The following is a 15,348-nucleotide window of genomic DNA, read 5'->3' on the forward strand; positions in this document are numbered from 1 at the left end:
AATAATTCAAGCTATAATGAAGTAACAGAGGTTGTTTGTACCATGAATCAGCAAATGCCAAAAGCCTTTGAAACGGTCCTCCCGGATACACAAGATTTAGATACACTCCTTGACTACGCATTTAGTCAAAAAGAGAATAAAGAATATGAGCACGCGTTATCAGCATTTCGACATATTCTACAGCTTTTTCCAGAAGATTCAGCTGCTCCTTTTATTACGATTGAAATTGGTAACATTCTGAAATTGCTAGGTTCTTACGATGATGCAATACAAGTATTTGTTGATGGAAAAACTAGCGCAGCACTTCATGATGAGTATCAATTTGAGCAGGAGTTTATCAATACGATTGCCTACTTACGAATTATAAAAAACACTTTAATTCATCGTCGACTAGGTCTTATTCCTTATCATAAAATTCCGACGGATGTGTTGGAAGAAATTAATGCAGAATTTCGCGAATGGCGTAATTTAATATAGTCAAAAATTAATAGGGGGTTATGAATTTATATGAAAAAAAGCACTGATATTCTTGGATTGCCTGTAATTAGCATAATGGAAGGCAAGGAGTTAGGAAATGTTAAGGGCCTGGTAATTAATCCAAATGGCGGCATTGTAACCGCATTGGTTAGAGATGAGATCAAATGGTATCTTGAGGCAAAATTACTTCCTTTTTCAGCAATTACCGGCGTTGGTGAATATGCCGTAACAATTGAGGATAGCAGTTCAGTAGCATCGATAACAACTGCACCTGAATTTGAGAAGTTGTTATCCGATGATATAAAAGTAATCGGCACTAAAGTGTTGACCAAAAGCGGCCGTATTCAAGGCAAAGTAACGGAAATTCTTATTGATGATGCCGGGCAAATTACTGCCTGTGAAATAGAAGATGTATCAGGACAATCAGCTGAGATTCCTGCACAACGCATTCTTACCTATGGTAAAGATGTGCTTATCATAAAAGAAACTACTGATGAACAACAACCTGTAGCAGCTGCAACTCTTGTCCAGTCTTCAGTTCAACCAATTGCAGAACCTGAGCCTGTAGCAGCAGTACCAGCAGCTCCTGCAGCAGATGCTGCACCAGCGATCGCTGAAGTTCCAGCACCGGCTGCTGCCACAAATGATGGTAATGCAGATGCTGCTCGCAAGTTTGATGATAAGCACCGTAAATATCTTCTAGGAAAAAAAGCTAATCGACGTATTGAAACCGATAATGGTATGGTCATTATTGATCAAGGCGGCGAAATTACAGAGGAAGTATTACAAAAAGCTAAGTTAGCTGGAAAATTCGTTGAATTATCGATGAGTATTCAATAAGTAAAGAGCCCCCCTTTTTACGGGGGCTTTGCTTCTTAATAGCGTAAAATAGATCGGAGTGTACAAAATGCCTGCAGCAAATACTCGCAGAGCTAATTTAATCTTGTTTCTTGGCTTAATTATTGCGTTTAGCATTATTAGTTTTGTTGCAGCTAACACCGCATTCATCGTTACAAATGAAATTTACAGTGGCGTTTCGGTCGCAGACATTCCACTTGGCGGACTTTCGGTGAAAGAAGCGGAAGTGAAAATTCGTGAAAGAATACTTACCCGAATGTCACAGCCGATTCAACTTCATTATAAAGATAAAACATGGCCAATTTCGTTAGAAGAGATTAATGTAGCAATTGATGCATCTTCATTAGCCCAAAAAGCTTATGAAATAGGCAGAACAGGAAATATATTCCACCAATTACAAGAGCGGTATTTGACAGTCAATCGAGGTTATATCATACCAATTGCAGTTGCTTATGATACTGCCAAATTAGAACTTATTCTTCATTTTATTGCACAATCCCTAGATACGAAGGCTCAAAATGCAACGCTCTTGTATAATGGTTCGGATGTTACCGTCATTCCAGAAGTGATAGGTAAAAAACTTGATATTCATAAAACAGTAGCAGAATTTACTACGCAGCTTAATAACCAATTAAATTTTTCTGTGCCATTAGTTGTAGATGAGATTAACCCGGTGATTTATGCTGCGGATTTATCCTCTATTGATAGTTTAATTACCTCCTATACTACACAATTTGATGCTTTTAATACAAATCGTGCTGAAAACATTCGACTTGCGGCACGTAGTATTAACGGTACGCTTGTAAAACAGGGAGATGATTTTTCTTTTAATCGTAATGTTGGTCTTCGTTTAGCGGAATATGGTTATAAAGAAGCGCCGGTATTTATTGAAGGAAAAATTGTACCTGATTGGGGTGGGGGAGTTTGCCAGGTCAGCAGCACTCTCTATAATGCCGTACTGCTTGCCGATATGAATATTGAAGAGCGTACTTCTCATTTTTACCCACCAGGATATGTACCAATTGGCCAGGATGCAACAGTGGCTGATAACCTGCTGGATTTTAGATTTAAGAATTCCACTGAAACCAACATATACATTAAAAGTGAGGTTTCCGATGACCAGCTGACTATTTACATCTTGGGTAAACAGCTGGAAAACAGACCAACCATTCAAGTTGTCGCGACAGATACCAAGGTTATTGAGCCAAAAACAATTATTAAGCAAGATGCGACACTAGATCTTGGTAAGCAGCTGACGGAAGTTGAAGGTCAAAAAGGGTTTCACGTCACAACTTACCGTATTAAGAAAAGTAATGATGGCAAAGAAATTAGTCGTGAGTTACTGGCAAATGATGAATTTAAAGCTGTAGATAAAGTCATTCGCGTAGGCACTAAAGCTTTGCCGCAGCAAAAATCCAAATAGCGAGTAATAAAAAGCAATAGCCGTGAATATTCACGGCTATTGCTTTTTATATTGTTAGTGCTTGCTATTTCTATAACAGTCGGAAAACACCGATGACTTTGCCTAATATAGTGACATCGCGGCTAAAAATCGGATCATAGGCTGGATTCTCAGGCTGTAGGCGAATCCGGTCGTGTTCTTTATAAAATCGTTTTACCGTAGCCTCATCATCAATCATGGCAACAATAATATCACCATTATTAGCTGAGCGCTGAACGCGAACAATAATCAGATCGCCGTCCAGGATGCCGGCATTCATCATGCTGTCTCCCTGGACAGTAAGCATAAATGTTTCCTCTTCACCAACTAATTCGGTCGGAAGGGGATATGTTTCTTCAATGTTTTCTATCGCCAGAATAGGCTGACCGGCAGTTACCTTGCCGATCAATGGTATCGGGGTAAGACGCTTTTGCCTCCAGGGAGCTTCATCAAGCACATCGATTGCTCTCGGCTTAGTTGGGTCGCGTTTTATAAAACCCATTTCTTCTAATTTGGCTAAATGACCATGCACAGTTGAGCTGGAACTTAATCCGACAGCCTCGCCAATTTCTCTGACGGAAGGGGGATAACCTTTAGAACGAAGGGTATCCTTAATATGCTTCAAAATTTGTTTTTGGCGGTTATTTATCAAACATTCTTTATTCACAGGAATCCACTCCTAATCAACGGATAAAACTCATATACTCATTATACCAATTTATGCATAAAAACGCAAACACTCGTTCGAAAAATAGTCATAAATCTATTGACCAGAACATATGTGCTATGTTATTATAAATTCAGGCGAACAAATGTTCAGAGGTGTTATATATGAATAAACTTACTTTTATATTATTTCTTACATTATTAGCCACGTCAGCTGGTAATCTTTTTACCGGTTTTAATGAAGCAGTCTCGTTACATTATAAAACTGTTATTGTGGAGACAGGAGATACCGTTTGGAATATTGCAGCAAAACACTCTACCAGACAGGAAGATATTCGCGATGTAATTGCCGCTATAAAACATGCCAATCAGTTAGATCAATCCGTTCAGATATACCCGGGTCAGACTTTGCGGATACCAGTCAAAGACAATTACTCCGGATGGGCTAGTATCAGTAAAGAATAAAAAGAGTTAGGTCCGATAATAAATATTATGTAGACTAATTTTTAATGCAATACCTGCCGTAGTATATTACGGCAGGTATTGCATTAAAACATTTTATTGAGGGCATTATTTTTAAACAAATTACCTTGCTCGATATATCTGCGAACCATTTTCTCCGATTTATGGCGAGTTTGCTGCATAATCGTGCGTTCGTCTACATCATGCTGAGCTGCGCTTGTTGCAAATCCGCGTCTTAGGCTGTGTCCGGCGAAATCATCCGCATTGCGGCCAATCAGAGCGGCATATCTTTTTACAATCAGCGCTACGGATTTATCCGTTAAGCGCCGGGGACGAACCTGTTGATATTTGTTCAACGGACGGAAGAGGGCACCCGTTCTAATTTGAGCGATATTAATCCAATTCTGCAAAGCAATGACAGCACATACCTCGGGATCTGAGTTATAAGGAATAGCTACGAATTCGCCTTGACCTTCCTGATCGCCTTTGGATTGACTCACTAAAATGATGATACCTTCCCGCGCAAAGGTTAAATCTTCAACATCTATCCGCACTAATTCGGAACGACGGAAAGCGCCCATGAATCCGGTGAGCAGAAGGGCCTTATCCCTGATTCCGGCAATTTCCTCCGTATTAAAACAACAGGCGATATCCTGCAAATCTTCAATGAGAAGAGGGGACTTACCGCGCTGTATTGTTCCTTTTTCTCTTTTTATTGCATCTAAGGCGTTTCGCACAAGACCGCCACGACAAGGATTTTTTTCTTCGCAGCCGGCGGCTTTGTGATTTTCAGAAATAGCACTAAGTCGTCTTGACACAGTATTAGCTTTTGCATCATCGGCTAAATCATTAATATAATTGACAATTGTTTCAGGCTCAGCAGGCAATGCCTGGAGGTCGTGATGATGACACCAATCATAAAAGTCAAGCCAATCAGCTTCATAGGCACGCAGAGTATTATCAGCTTTGGATTTTTTCATACGACGTTTGCTTTTCTCAGAAAGTTTTTCATTGTTTTCGATAAATTCGTTTTCCCGCAGAAAAAATTGTTTGTTTTTTGTATTCAAGCAAAGCACCTCGCAATAATCTAACATGATCATAACTCATCCTGAATTCATTGTCAACTTCCGATAACTATAAATTATCGGAAGTAATAAAAAAGTTATTTTCATGTAAGTTTTAATTCATTACAGCATTGAATATTCAGTCTATTGCTTGCAATTAAAAAACCAGGATTATCTCCTGGTTTTTATTATTCATTAAAATTTAATATTCAAGGCATCAAGTACGTTGTCAATTCGATTGAGCATCGTAACTTTATCTGAGCCTGCGAATAACAAGCCAATCGCATAATTATCTTCAGTTAGAATTATCGATCCACTATCACCAGGTATGCTCATAGGACCTGCCAATATCTGATCGGTAAAAATTCCATATTCCTTATTTCCCACATCTACTCGTACGGTTACGTCAGTTGCTAAGATAAAACTCGAAGTAATTCCGCTGCTGCGGCCGCTTTTTTTAATTTCTAGTCCAATCTCGGGTTCCTTGACGCCTGCGATTTTTCCTAGTCCTAAAATATCTTGTGTTATAGCAGCTTCGCTAACGGGCTTTGCAACTGCACAGTCAACAATATTAACAGCGTCATTCTCTCGCAATACGCGAACCTGATAATTGGGGCGGAAAATAGCAATGCATTTATTTAATGTTGTTTCAAACAATTTTGCTATTGGACACTGAGACGTGGATACGCGCCTATTTAATGGCACAAAGCGCTGCAAATATCCGATAGTGGCATCGACTTGCTCATTATTGCCATCGATTGAACCAGGCTGCAATATGATATCACCAATCGCGGCCCTGTCATCTGCACCATCGGAACTATTAGCAAGTACGTGGTTATTGGATAAAATTAGTGTTTCTCCGGTTGTGCGATCTTTAACAATTGCACCTAACGTACCTGCTGATACTTTGTAATGCCCAATGCTGATTCCTGGCCGGGCAGGTCTCATGAATCCTGTTCGGTCATTAAAAAGACGAATATCGCCAACCTCAATAACATCGGTCGGCCTATTATTAATTCTCTGTGGAATCAGCGTACTGCGCATCAAATTATCTTTAGCAAGCTTTTTTCTCACTAAAACTACGGTAGCTTTTTGACCGGAGTTCTCTCCCCTTATCCATTTATGCCCTTGACCAATACCGATAATATTATCATCACCCGAAAGCTCCTGAAAAAGAGGTGGTATGCCTCGCTTTAACACAAACAATCCCCTCCTGCTTCCGATTGCCTATTGCAGCCATATCTACGGAAGCAAATTTCTGATTTCATTCATTTTTTCTTTTGCTGCTTGCTCGCCGCGTTCTATTGCCAGTAACATATAATTAGAGTCCTTCATGTTTAAATCGTATACTCCTGGTCGGATAACGACATCTGCGTATTGACTTCCCTTCAGCAGAGTTACCTCACGTCCCATAATTTCAATACATTGCATGAGTATTTCACCTACAGTTTTAATCTCATTATTGGGTTGACCGTCATAGCCTAAATCTACGGCAATAACAACGTCTGCTCCCATATGACGTAAAATATCAGTAGGCAAATTATTCTTTACTGCACCGTCTACTAATGTCATTCCCCGGTATTTCTTTGGAAAGAAGACACCAGGTATTGAAATACTTGCCCGTACAGCTTCAACAAGCGATGTATTATGATAATATCGCGCATTCAATATGTCACGGCTGCCAGGAATGGGCGTGGTAAAGAAAACTGTATCTGCCGAATTAATATCTACTGCCGTAATCGCAACAGGAATTTTAGTATCTCGCACCGTTCGTTCTTGCCAAAAATTATATAAATACTTCTCTATGCGATCCCCTTTAATCAATCCGGTCGGCAAGACAGACCAAAAACGAAATTTTCCACTAAACAACCACTTTGCCCCATGCTTAACCAAGTCGCCCACAGTAACTTTGAGATCAATTAATTCGTTTGTCTTTAACGTTTGCGCATAATTTACCATTTGCTTTGGCGTATAGCCACAGGCATACATTCCCGCTATAACAGCTCCGGCACTAGTACCGGATATCATATCAATCGGGATACGTTCACGTGCTAAAGCTGCTAATACTCCTATATGCGAGGCACCTCGTAAGCCCCCGCCGCTTAAAGCAAGGCCAACTTTTACCGGGCGTCCCTTTTCGTGTTTTGTTCCGTTGACTCGTACAATCATGTAATCACCTCACTGACCTCCTATATTATCTTATGAAGATTAATAAGAAGGGTGAAAAAGACCACCCATGATTATGTAATAATCATGGGTGGTCTTTTTCGCGTATTTATATCCGATATCTTAACTTTTTTGAGCTAATATAATCATTCTGGGAGCTTCTGAATTGTAAGGCCGATAATCAAAGCCGCCATAGGTAGTTACTATTGACAATCCAGCTTGCGTTAAAATATCGGTCATCTCAGTTAATGAATACGCCCGCAGAACAAATTCATACTGCATTTTCTTCCCTGTTATTTGGTTAATGAGTTGGCGTTTCATCGTAACAATGCCTTGATTAAGTTCCACTTTATAAGAAAGCACATATTCTCCACTAGGGTGACGCCAATAACGATTAAGATTATTATGTACCATCCATTCACGATTCAATAGATCGATTAAAAAAACGCCCCTAGGTTTAAGTGATTGAGCAACTAATTGCAGTACCCGAGAGTTCTCTTCATCAGTAAAGTAACCAAAAGCGGCAAACATATTAATAACTGCATCAAATTGATTACTATAGTCCAACTCTCGCATATCCTGCTGACGAAAACTGACTTCAACGCCCTCTTCCTGGGCTTTTTGACTGGCAATATCCAAAAAATCTTGTGTAGCATCTACGCCAGTTAGTATGTAATTGCGTTTCGCCAAAGCGATTGCATGCCGGCCATAACCGCAATATAAATCAAGTATTGATGATTGTGCTGGAAGATTTAATACATCAGCAATAAACCGAACTTCTTGGTCGGTTCCTGCTAGCGAATATGTTTTCCAATCACCAAATGTTTCATGCATATCAGAATAGACACCACCATTTATACAAATCTGCCTAGCAGAAATAATTTTTAATGAATTATAGCGGATTAGTATACCGACGATATAGACAAACACAGTTACGCGTTGATCTCTTTGCTTGATATAGCGCAGCATCCGCGTGATCAAGTAATTCAAGTATAGAAATAGCATCTGTCGGATAATTGGCTAATCCTAAACTGATAGTAAGACACTGATTCGGCTGCTTTTCCCGATTAACAAACGGATATTCCTCAATAGACTGACGAAGGCGCTCAGCAATAGACAGCGCTTCATCAACGGACGTTTCTGGTAAAAGAACAGCGAATTCTTCTCCCCCATAACGAACAGCAAAATCAACATCCCGGCAAGAATTCTTAATAAGGGCTGCTACCTTGCGCAAGGTCTCATCACCCTGCAAATGTCCATTTGTATCATTATATTTTTTAAAATGATCAATATCAATCATGATAAGAGAAATGGTACGATTATAGCGGGAAGCCCGCTTGTATTCCCGTTCTAGTAACGTTTGAAAGTGACGATAATTAAATAATCCGGTCATGCCATCCGTAATAGCCTGTACTTCTACTTTGCATACGTGAGTAGCATGCTCAATCGTCATAGCAATTTGGCTGGCTAAAGAACGCAGCATGTCCAAATCATAATCTTGTAATATCTTTTCTTGAGAAGATTCAACATCAAGTATTCCGATTACCCGGTCATCCACTATTAATGGAACGGCAACTTCACTAACACCTGAGGCTGCGCCAGATATATAGCGAGGATCATTTGTAACATCAGGAACATACACCAATTCACGGTGAAGTGCAGCATATCCGGTGATTCCCTTTCCGATAGGAATACAGATTCCTTCCGGATACCCACGATGTGCACGAGCTTTTAATTCCTGAGTAGCATCATCAAGCAAAAGTATTGCTGCATTAGTAAATCCGAGCTCACGGGTAATACCGTCCAGTATTTCTTCCAGTACTTCATGTTCATTGACTGTCTTTTGCGCAATAGCAGTTACCCGGTAAAGTGCGGCTAGTTTTTTCCGGGCTTGTTCCAAATCCATTAAATGAAAATCCAGATTGGATATAGCAATACACAGTTCACGATTCACCGACTCATGTTGCTCAGTAAAGCAGACAAATTCTTCATCTAACAACACACTTTCCGTTGTACTGCGGATATATATGATAACTTTATCGGCAGTGAGGTGCGCTGCAAAACGCATGTCCAGGTATTCCTGCAGACCATGAGTTGATGTATGCTCAAACCGGTTAATTTCAGCAGGTATCTGCTCTGCAATGCATTGTTGCCAGCTTGACATGATTTGTTTAGCTCCGTCTAATCCGAACATCAACCGGCTAATTCGATAGATATTCTGACCAAGCAGATATTGTAGTTTGTGCTGTGATTGTTTAGAAATATACGCGTGGGTAATATTTCCTAGCATATCAGTTGCAATAAAAGCAGATGGCAGGGTCTCAGTAGCCATACTCAGCATTGCTGTATAAAGTGATATTTGACTCAACCGAATCGACCACCTAATGATTCATTATTTAGTATGGATTCGCTATTTGGTAAAGAAATCCTCCCCATCGTAAAAATAAGGCATCACGAAAGAAATCCCAGCTAGGTAACCAGGATTTCATCATGATGCCTTTTATTTATAGACTTTGAGCACCTCGATTGAGTGCCTGTTGATTAATAGTAAGCAGCTCCGGCTTTTTGGCGAACATTTTTGCAAAAGCTTTCAATACCGATTCGCTGTCCACAGCATTTGTTGCTGCAAGCAAAGCCCCCAGTACGACCATATTAGCAACTTTAGAATTTCCGAGCTCAGCTGCAATGTCATTTGCAGCTACATAATGAACTTGAAGATCATCACGTTTGGCTTTTCGCTCGATAAGCGAGCTATTAATAATCAAGATTCCCCCCGGTACGAGTAAAGGCTCAAATTTATCAAGCGAAGGTAAATTCATAGCAATTACAGCCGTTGGCTCCGATACGATAGGAGCTCCTATTGGCTCATCAGAGACAATCACGGAACAATTTGCTGTTCCGCCTCTCATCTCCGGTCCATAGGAAGGAATCCATGATACTTGTTTATTAGCCAGCATTCCTCCATATGTCATGAGCTGACCAATTAACATGACGCCTTGCCCACCAAACCCTGCCATAACAATTTCGTGAATCATTTCAATCCCCCCTCAGGAGTCTTAAAAGTTCCCAGTGGATAATAGGGAATCATATTCTTTTCCAACCACTCAGCAGAATCGAGTGGCGTCATTCCCCAATTTGTTGGGCAAGTTGATAAAACCTCAACCAAGGCAAAACCCTCACCCTTAAGCTGGATTTCAAAGGCCTTTTTTATAGCGGTCTTAGCCTTTGCCATATTAGCAGGATTATTAACGGCTACACGGGCAACAAACTTCGCTCCATCCAAAGTAGCCAGCATCTCCGATACACGTATAGGCAAACCAGTTCCATCTTCCTTCCGGCCATAGGGGGATGTATTTGTGACCTGACCCACTAGGCTGGTAGGTGCCATTTGACCTCCTGTCATTCCATAGATGGCATTATTCACGAAAATAGTGGTGATTTTTTCTCCCCGGGCTGCAGCATGAACAATTTCTGCACAGCCAATAGCTGCTAAATCGCCATCACCTTGATATGTAAAAACTAAAGCATCAGGGTGAACCCGCTTAACGCCTGTAGCAACTGCCGGGGCACGACCATGGGCCGCTTCGTACATATCACAGTTAAAGTACTCATACGCTAAAACGGAACAACCTACTGGTGCAATACCGATAGTCTTGTCACCAGCATCCAGCTCATCGATTACTTCTGCCACCAGACGGTGAATAATACCATGATGGCACCCTGGACAGTAGTGAAATGACACATCCTTTAAGGATTGTGGCCTTTGAAAAATTTTAGTAGACACTACTATTTCCCTCCCTTGCCCGACATAACGGCAATAATCTGTTCGTAAATCGCCTTAGGATTAGGCATCATTCCACCAGTACGGCCGTAAAAATATACCGGTTTAGCGCCATTAACAGCTAAGCGAACATCTTCTACCATTTGGCCGGCACTAAGCTCAATTGTAAGAAAAGCATTTGCGGTAACAGCAAGCTTAGCTAGTGGCTCGGCAGGAAAGGGCCAAAGTGAAATGGGACGCAGCATTCCGACTTTAATTCCCTCGGAGCGTGCTTTTTCAATTGCAGACCGGGCAATACGTGATGTTATGCCATAGGCAACGATAATTAGTTCTGCATCTTCGGTATGTAATTCTTCATAGCGAATTTCATTCGCTTCAATCAAAGCATATTTCTTTTGTAAGCGTATATTGTGTTTTTCCAATTCTTCGGGCTGAAGATACAGTGAATTAATAATATTGGGTTCTTTGCGACCTCTCATGCCCCCTGCTGCCCACGGCTTTTCTGGTGCAACGGATGAACTGGGAGTAAATTCTACCGGCTCCATCATTTGTCCTAAAGCACCATCGCCTAAGAGCATAACCGGATTGCGATACTTATCAGCCAAATCAAATGATAAGATAGTAATATCCACTAATTCTTGTACGGAGTTTGGAGCCAGAACAATATTGCGATAGTCGCCATGCCCACCGCCTTTAGTAGCTTGAAAGTAATCACCCTGACCTGGTTGAATACCGCCAAGGCCAGGTCCACCCCTCATAATATTGACAATCACACACGGCAGTTCTGCTCCCGCTATATACGATATTCCTTCCTGTTTCAAGCTTATGCCAGGACTGGAAGAAGAGGTCATTGTTCGTGCTCCGGCTCCTGCTGCTCCATACACCATGTTGATGGCAGCAACTTCACTTTCTGCTTGTACAAATACTCCGTCAACTTGCGGCATCCGTTTTGCCATATATTCGGTCAATTCGGTTTGAGGTGTTATCGGATAGCCGAAATAGTGGCGACAGCCGGCAACAATGGCCGCTTCTCCAATGGCTTCGTTGCCTTTCATTAAAACCTTTTCGGACACATTGATCACTCTCCGTTGTCAATTTATTTATGGATTTCAATCACAATATCAGGACATGTTTTTGCACATAAGGAACAGCCGATACATTTAGCTTCATCAATACAGGCCGCCGGCCGATATCCTTTGCTGTTAAACCGATTGGAAATTTCGATGATTTTCTTTGGACATGCTTTTGTACATAACGCACATCCCTTACAGCGTTCTTCCGTAAATACAGGTCTAGGCATTGAGATTCCTCCTTAATTAAATAAATACAAGTTAAGAATTGCCCGGCTGTCCAAGACGTTGTGAGATAAATGCTGCTTTTTGCTTTAACGTAGCAATAATAGGGTCATAACCATTGAGATTAATCAGGGAGCTGGCACTTGACACCGATAGAGCTGCAACTACCTGGTTAGCGGCATTATAAATAGGTACAGCAAAGCAGGAAACGCCCTCAATTGTTTCATCACAGCCTATGGCATAGGTATCTTGACGAACTTTGCTTAGTTCCAGCTGAATTTCATCGACATCAGTAATAGTAAACGGAGTAAAAGGAGATAGCTGCTTCGTAAGAATCGCATTTCTGATTTCTTCAGCAGCAAAAGCTAATAGCACCTTTCCAACAGCAGTACTATGAAATGCCAAACTGAAATCGAATTTAGGAATAATCAAAAAAGGACGCTCAGGCTCTACTTTGTCAATAATAATTAGTTCATGTCGCGATAATACTGCTAATAAGGCGACCTTACCCGTTTCATCAGCAAGCTCTGTTAGAACTGGTTTCGCTACTGATCGAATATCCAGCCGCTGAGCGAACAATTCACCAAGCTGTAGTAATTTTACCCCTAGTGCGTATCGTCCTGTCTCAGTCTGCTGAACGAAATCCCGTGCCAGCATAGTCTGCAGCAGGCTGTGAACTGTACTTTTTTGAACACCTAAAACCTTTGCCAGTTCTGTTATGCCTAGTTCCCGTGAAGATTTTCCTAATAAATTCAGGATTTCTAAGGCTCGATCTACAGCTGCAACGGTATATTGTACTTGTTTATCCAATAAATCACCACCTGCCGTTTCCACTAGCCGAACAACGTTCTTGTTCTTATTATCAATATATTCGAAAATTTGTTAAAAAATCCTGCTTTTTTAAACAAATTTGATTATGAATACAGAATACCCCGTGCATCGCACGGGGTATTCAAAAAATCCTACTTTTTAATTATATTCACTAATTCACCAGTTTTTATCATAGCCGCATTACCTTCATCGGTATCAATATGCATTTCCAGTTGATACGATGGACTGACGCGTACAAGAACTTGATCAAAGAGAAGTCCACGCTCACCGCCACAGCGCACTTGCACAATTTCCTTATCCGTCACATTCATACGGACAGCATCTTCCGGAGTCATATGAATATGCCTACAGGCGGCAATAACCCCTTCGTTTAACTGAACTGATCCTTTAGGTCCAACAAGCGTTACTCCTGGCGATCCTTTAAGATCTCCCGAATCACGTACCGGTGGTTTGATCCCTAATTTCACAGCATCAGTCAGCGCAATTTCAACTTGACTTTGGCTGCGTACCGGTCCTAAAATACGAACATTTTTGAAGGATCCTTTTTCAGTTACTAAATCAATTGTTTCCTGGGCTGCGAATTGTCCAGGCTGAGATAATTCTTTGATGGAAGTAAGTTCGTAGCCTTCTCCGTAAAGAATATTCAAATGTTCACGGGAAACATGGGCATGACGCCCCGAGACACCAATAGGAACTTTAATTTCTGCCATGTGAGTCGCACTCCTTATACATCTAATCTATATCATTTACTCAATGATTTCGGAAAAATACACAACTGTAACTGTATCACCAGGTGTAATCACTTTATCATAAATAGACTGGATAAAAACCAAAAAATCATCAATACTCGCAATATCCGGATTCTCACCTTGAAGATCTTCTGTAGTAAGCTGGGCAATCGGTTTGACTAAGACACGATCTATCATCGCGGTAAATATTTTCTTTTTCTGGGCAAAGCGTTTACCTACTGTAACCCAAACGATATCGCCTTCTGTATACTTGTGTGTTTTATCACCTAGCCGAATGGTACAAGTTTTACGACGACAAACTAATTGACTATGATAGTTCGATGAATAAAAATTTAAGGCTCGCATACTAGCTCTCTCCTCATCATAATTTGCCCAGCCAGGATTGAATGCGATCAATAGCCTCAGCCAGCCTTTCTTCGGGCTGAACGAGAGCAATTCGGACAAAACCTTCACCAAATTGACCAAACCCACTACCCGGAATAAGTGCAACACCTGCATGTTTTAATAAGTCAACCACAAAGTCAAAGGAAGATTGTTGTGTAGGTACCGGAGCCCACACATACATTGAAGCCCGGGGTCGATCTACATGCCACCCCATTCCTCTTAATCCATCAACTATAATATCCCTGCGCCGCTGATAAGTCAAGGCCGTTTCTCTCACGCAGTCCTGGGGGCCAGATAAAGCAGCTACAGCCGCTTGTTGTATCGGCTGAAATATTCCATAATCAAAATTTGATTTCACTTTTCCCAGTAAACTTATCACTTGTTTATTACCGACAACCATACCAGCACGGCAGCCAGCCATATTATAAGTTTTAGATAAGGAGTGAAATTCAATAGCTACTTCTTTGGCTCCCGGAATGCTAAGGAAACTGTCCGGCCGGTAACCATCAAACACTAGTTCACTATATGCAAAGTCATGGCAAACTAGTATATTATTGCGTTTTGCAAAGGCAACAACTTGTTCAAAGAAATCACGCGGTGCAGTTGCTGCTAATGGATTATTAGGGTAGTTAAGAATCATCATCTTTGCTCGTTTAAGAACAGAATCACTGATAGCGGAAAGATCAGGCAGATAGTGATTCGCTGCTGTTAAAGGCATACGATATAAATCGGCTCCAGCCATAAGTGGCCCTGCGCTGAAGATCGGATATCCCGGATCTGGAACTAACACAACATCGCCGGGATTTACAAGGCATAACGCAATATGAGCCAGGCCATCCTGCGATCCAATGAGGGAATACACTTCCGTCTCCGCATCCAAATCGACATTAAAGCGGTCTTTATACCAATTAGAAATAGCACTAGTAAAAGCAGGAATCCCCTTAGATAGCGTGTAGCCGTAATTATTTTGGTTCCTTACTCCCTCCTGCAATGCCTCAATAATATGAGGTGCAGGCGCTAAGTCAGGGCTGCCGATGCTAAGCGTGATAATATCTTTGCCTGCGGCAACTTGTTCTTTACGCAGATTATCTACTTCAGTAAAAATAGCTGATGTCAATCCATGCATCCGCTGCGCTTGGCGAAACTCCACTTACAGTCACCATCCTAGAGAAAA

At 41.2% G+C, this 15,348-nt stretch carries 18 protein-coding genes; 4 read left to right on the plus strand and 14 right to left on the minus strand.

Annotated features, from left to right (window positions below; all coding sequences use genetic code 11):
• The 3 genes from RTR76_RS04855 to RTR76_RS04865 form a co-directional block, all read left to right on the plus strand.
• A partial coding sequence (locus RTR76_RS04855; RefSeq protein WP_396144238.1) for a tol-pal system YbgF family protein occupies positions 1-477 on the plus strand: 477 nt, incomplete at its 5' end.
• Positions 478-507: 30 nt separating this feature from the next.
• The gene (locus RTR76_RS04860) at positions 508-1,317 is read left to right on the plus strand and encodes a PRC-barrel domain-containing protein (RefSeq protein ID WP_312517288.1); all 810 of its coding nucleotides are present in this window, start codon (positions 508-510) and stop codon (positions 1,315-1,317) included.
• 67 nt (positions 1,318-1,384) lie between these two features.
• The gene (locus tag RTR76_RS04865; RefSeq protein ID WP_312517290.1) at positions 1,385-2,758 is read left to right on the plus strand and encodes a VanW family protein; all 1,374 of its coding nucleotides are present in this window, start codon (positions 1,385-1,387) and stop codon (positions 2,756-2,758) included.
• A 70-nt stretch (positions 2,759-2,828) separates the two neighbouring features.
• Here the strand turns inward: RTR76_RS04865 and lexA are convergent, their stop codons facing one another.
• Positions 2,829-3,443, minus strand: coding sequence for a transcriptional repressor LexA (gene lexA / locus RTR76_RS04870; RefSeq protein WP_312517292.1), 615 nt, complete (start codon positions 3,441-3,443; stop codon positions 2,829-2,831).
• 164 nt (positions 3,444-3,607) lie between these two features.
• Between lexA and RTR76_RS04875 the strand changes: the two genes are divergently transcribed.
• Positions 3,608-3,907 (plus strand): LysM domain-containing protein, encoded by a 300-nt coding sequence (locus RTR76_RS04875; RefSeq protein ID WP_312517294.1) that lies wholly within the window; start codon positions 3,608-3,610, stop codon positions 3,905-3,907.
• Positions 3,908-3,990: 83 nt separating this feature from the next.
• Here the strand turns inward: RTR76_RS04875 and RTR76_RS04880 are convergent, their stop codons facing one another.
• The 13 genes from RTR76_RS04880 to RTR76_RS04940 all read right to left on the minus strand — a co-directional run bounded on the left by RTR76_RS04880 (position 3,991) and on the right by RTR76_RS04940 (position 15,324).
• On the minus strand, positions 3,991-4,971 hold the full coding sequence (locus tag RTR76_RS04880; RefSeq protein WP_396144241.1) for a site-specific integrase: 981 nt from the start codon (positions 4,969-4,971) through the stop codon (positions 3,991-3,993).
• Positions 4,972-5,163: 192 nt separating this feature from the next.
• Entirely contained in the window at positions 5,164-6,168 is a 1,005-nt protein-coding gene (locus RTR76_RS04885; RefSeq protein ID WP_312517296.1) for a hypothetical protein, read from the minus strand.
• A gap of 42 nt (positions 6,169-6,210) precedes the next feature.
• Positions 6,211-7,137 (minus strand): patatin-like phospholipase family protein, encoded by a 927-nt coding sequence (locus tag RTR76_RS04890; RefSeq protein WP_312517299.1) that lies wholly within the window; start codon positions 7,135-7,137, stop codon positions 6,211-6,213.
• 120 nt (positions 7,138-7,257) lie between these two features.
• Positions 7,258-7,968, minus strand: a complete 711-nt coding sequence (locus tag RTR76_RS04895; protein ID WP_312517302.1) for a class I SAM-dependent methyltransferase — start codon at positions 7,966-7,968, stop codon at positions 7,258-7,260.
• Positions 7,969-8,026: 58 nt separating this feature from the next.
• Positions 8,027-9,502 (minus strand): sensor domain-containing diguanylate cyclase, encoded by a 1,476-nt coding sequence (locus RTR76_RS04900; RefSeq protein WP_312517305.1) that lies wholly within the window; start codon positions 9,500-9,502, stop codon positions 8,027-8,029.
• Between the two features lie 136 nt (positions 9,503-9,638).
• The gene (locus RTR76_RS04905) at positions 9,639-10,169 is read right to left on the minus strand and encodes a 2-oxoacid:acceptor oxidoreductase family protein (protein ID WP_312517308.1); all 531 of its coding nucleotides are present in this window, start codon (positions 10,167-10,169) and stop codon (positions 9,639-9,641) included.
• Positions 10,166-10,918, minus strand: a complete 753-nt coding sequence (locus RTR76_RS04910) for a thiamine pyrophosphate-dependent enzyme (protein ID WP_312517311.1) — start codon at positions 10,916-10,918, stop codon at positions 10,166-10,168. The genes RTR76_RS04905 and RTR76_RS04910 overlap by 4 nt, the downstream gene beginning before the upstream one ends.
• 2 nt (positions 10,919-10,920) lie before the next feature.
• Positions 10,921-11,988 carry a 3-methyl-2-oxobutanoate dehydrogenase subunit VorB gene (locus RTR76_RS04915; RefSeq protein WP_312517314.1) on the minus strand — a complete coding sequence of 356 codons (1,068 nt, stop codon included), beginning with the start codon at positions 11,986-11,988 and terminating at the stop codon, positions 10,921-10,923.
• A gap of 23 nt (positions 11,989-12,011) precedes the next feature.
• Positions 12,012-12,215: a 4Fe-4S dicluster domain-containing protein gene (locus RTR76_RS04920; RefSeq protein WP_312517317.1), complete on the minus strand. Its 204-nt coding sequence runs from the start codon at positions 12,213-12,215 to the stop codon at positions 12,012-12,014.
• Positions 12,216-12,246: 31 nt separating this feature from the next.
• Positions 12,247-13,020 (minus strand): IclR family transcriptional regulator, encoded by a 774-nt coding sequence (locus tag RTR76_RS04925; RefSeq protein ID WP_312517319.1) that lies wholly within the window; start codon positions 13,018-13,020, stop codon positions 12,247-12,249.
• A gap of 152 nt (positions 13,021-13,172) precedes the next feature.
• Positions 13,173-13,751 carry a phosphate propanoyltransferase gene (gene pduL / locus RTR76_RS04930; RefSeq protein ID WP_312517322.1) on the minus strand — a complete coding sequence of 193 codons (579 nt, stop codon included), beginning with the start codon at positions 13,749-13,751 and terminating at the stop codon, positions 13,173-13,175.
• A gap of 36 nt (positions 13,752-13,787) precedes the next feature.
• The gene (locus RTR76_RS04935) at positions 13,788-14,135 is read right to left on the minus strand and encodes an ASCH domain-containing protein (RefSeq protein WP_312517325.1); all 348 of its coding nucleotides are present in this window, start codon (positions 14,133-14,135) and stop codon (positions 13,788-13,790) included.
• A 16-nt stretch (positions 14,136-14,151) separates the two neighbouring features.
• The gene (locus RTR76_RS04940) at positions 14,152-15,324 is read right to left on the minus strand and encodes an LL-diaminopimelate aminotransferase (RefSeq protein WP_312517328.1); all 1,173 of its coding nucleotides are present in this window, start codon (positions 15,322-15,324) and stop codon (positions 14,152-14,154) included.
• Between the last annotated feature and the right edge of the window lie 24 nt (positions 15,325-15,348).

The sequence above is a fragment of the Anaerospora sp. genome (genome assembly GCF_032013335.1).
Lineage (GTDB): Bacteria > Bacillota > Negativicutes > Sporomusales > DSM-15969 > Anaerospora.

Bases quoted from the DNA above. Each gene is read 5' to 3' on its own strand.
- RTR76_RS04860 (WP_312517288.1), top strand. From the start codon at position 508: ATGAAAAAAAGCACTGATATTCTTGGATTGCCTGTAATTAGCATAATG.
- RTR76_RS04865 (WP_312517290.1), top strand. From the start codon at position 1,385: ATGCCTGCAGCAAATACTCGCAGAGCTAATTTAATCTTGTTTCTTGGC.
- RTR76_RS04875 (WP_312517294.1), top strand. From the start codon at position 3,608: ATGAATAAACTTACTTTTATATTATTTCTTACATTATTAGCCACGTCA.
- RTR76_RS04890 (WP_312517299.1), bottom strand. From the start codon at position 7,137: ATGATTGTACGAGTCAACGGAACAAAACACGAAAAGGGACGCCCGGTA.
- RTR76_RS04895 (WP_312517302.1), bottom strand. From the start codon at position 7,968: ATGCATGAAACATTTGGTGATTGGAAAACATATTCGCTAGCAGGAACC.
- RTR76_RS04905 (WP_312517308.1), bottom strand. From the start codon at position 10,169: ATGATTCACGAAATTGTTATGGCAGGGTTTGGTGGGCAAGGCGTCATG.
- RTR76_RS04920 (WP_312517317.1), bottom strand. From the start codon at position 12,215: ATGCCTAGACCTGTATTTACGGAAGAACGCTGTAAGGGATGTGCGTTA.
- pduL (WP_312517322.1), bottom strand. From the start codon at position 13,751: ATGGCAGAAATTAAAGTTCCTATTGGTGTCTCGGGGCGTCATGCCCAT.
- RTR76_RS04935 (WP_312517325.1), bottom strand. From the start codon at position 14,135: ATGCGAGCCTTAAATTTTTATTCATCGAACTATCATAGTCAATTAGTT.